At 64.7% G+C, this 1,770-nt stretch carries 3 protein-coding genes; 1 reads left to right on the plus strand and 2 read right to left on the minus strand.

Annotated features, from left to right (window positions below; all coding sequences use genetic code 11):
- The first annotated feature begins 10 nt into the window (after positions 1–10).
- Entirely contained in the window at positions 11–178 is a 168-nt protein-coding gene (rpsT, locus tag V6M52_RS18275; RefSeq protein WP_442881890.1) for a 30S ribosomal protein S20, read from the plus strand.
- Between the two features lie 94 nt (positions 179–272).
- On the opposite strand, the gene obgE is transcribed toward rpsT, so the two are convergent.
- Positions 273–1,322, minus strand: coding sequence for a GTPase ObgE (obgE, locus tag V6M52_RS18280; RefSeq protein ID WP_332702344.1), 1,050 nt, complete (start codon positions 1,320–1,322; stop codon positions 273–275).
- Between the two features lie 138 nt (positions 1,323–1,460).
- Entirely contained in the window at positions 1,461–1,721 is a 261-nt protein-coding gene (gene rpmA / locus V6M52_RS18285) for a 50S ribosomal protein L27 (protein WP_093281069.1), read from the minus strand.
- Between the last annotated feature and the right edge of the window lie 49 nt (positions 1,722–1,770).

Consider the following 1,770-nt stretch of genomic DNA (forward strand, 5'->3'; position numbering starts at 1 on the left):
CGTCAAGAAAGTGCTCAAGGCGCTGGACGCCAACGACGCCGCAGGCGCCCAGGCTGCCTTCGCCGTGGCTCAGCCGATCCTGGACCGCTTCAGCTCGCGCGGCCTGATCCACAAGAACAAGGCCGCTCGTCACAAGAGCCGCCTGACCGCCCGCATCAAGGCCCTGCAAGCCGCCTGATGCCGTGCCCCTGCTCCGGGCCATCGGCCCGGCGGCAGCACGAAAAAACCCGGCATTCGCCGGGTTTTTTGTTGCCTGGAAGGCAGCGACCGGCTCAGCCGGCATCGCGCGCTTCCTGCTCGTCCTCTTTGAGGCGGTCGAAGAACGCCATAACGTCTTTCATGATCGGCCAGGTGCCCTCACGCGACACCGCCGAAGTCACGTACCAGGGCTGGGTCCAGCCCAGCTCGGCGATCACCTCGGCGGCGCGAGTTGCGGCCTCGTCCTCGAACATCAGGTCGGCCTTGTTCAGCACCAGCCAACGCGGCTTCTGCAGCAGCTCGGGGTCATGCCGTTCCAGTTCGTGTTCGATCGCACGCACCTGCTCGGCCGGCGAGATTTCCACCCCGCCCTCCATCGGCGCCATGTCCACCAGGTGCAGCAGCAAACGGGTGCGCTGCAGGTGGCGCAGGAACAGCGCCCCCAACCCGGCGCCGTCGGCCGCGCCCTGGATCAGGCCCGGAATATCGGCGATCACGAAGCTGCGGTGCGCTTCCACGCTGACCACGCCCAGATTCGGATAAAGAGTGGTGAAGGGATAATCGGCGACCTTCGGAGTCGCAGCCGACACCGCACGGATGAAGGTGCTCTTGCCGGCATTGGGGAAGCCCAGCAGGCCAACGTCGGCCAACAGCTTCAACTCCATCTTCAGAGTGCGCGCCTCGCCTTCGTCGCCCGGCGTGGCCCGGCGCGGCGAGCGCGTCACCGAACTCTTGAAATGCATGTTGCCCAGGCCGCCCTTGCCGCCTTTGGCCACCAGCAGCCGATCGCCATGCTGGGTCAGGTCGCCGATCAGTTCGTCCGTGCCGACGTTGGTGATGGCAGTACCGACCGGCACGCTGATGACCAGGTCGTCGCCGCCCTTGCCGTAGCGCTGCTGACCCATACCATTCTCGCCGCGCTGGGCTTTGAAGATGCGCTGGTGGCGGAAGTCGACCAGAGTGCTGATGTTCTCATCGGCCTCGATCCACACGCTGCCGCCGGTACCGCCGTCGCCACCATCGGGACCGCCGAGCGGAATGAACTTCTCGCGACGGAAGCCGATGCAGCCATCGCCGCCATTGCCGGCTATGACATCAATTTCTGCTTCGTCTACGAGTTTCATGGCCTGGAATCGAGAATGGGGAATCGAGAATGGGAAAAGCGTAACCGCTTTTTGTCGGTCGTTCCGTCAACGCGGAAACGACGATGGAAACGAAAAGCCCCGCACGCGGCGGGGCCATTCGCTCGTTGCCGCGAAGGCTTACGCCTCGGCGACGACGCTCACGGTGCGGCGCTTCTTGGCGCCCTTGACCGAGAACTCGACCTTGCCGTCGACCAACGCGAACAGCGTGTGGTCGCGGCCCAGGCCGACGCCGGGGCCCGGATGGAACTCGGTGCCGCGCTGACGCACGATGATGTTGCCGGCGTCGATCGCCTGGCCGCCATAAATCTTGACGCCCAGCATCTTCGGATTGGAGTCGCGGCCGTTGCGCGAGGAGCCTACGCCCTTTTTATGTGCCATGACTTATCTCCTTACTTGCTGTCACCACCGGCGATGCCGGTGATTTCGA

The organism is Devosia sp., assembly GCF_036676215.1.
GTDB lineage: Bacteria > Pseudomonadota > Alphaproteobacteria > Rhizobiales > Devosiaceae > Devosia.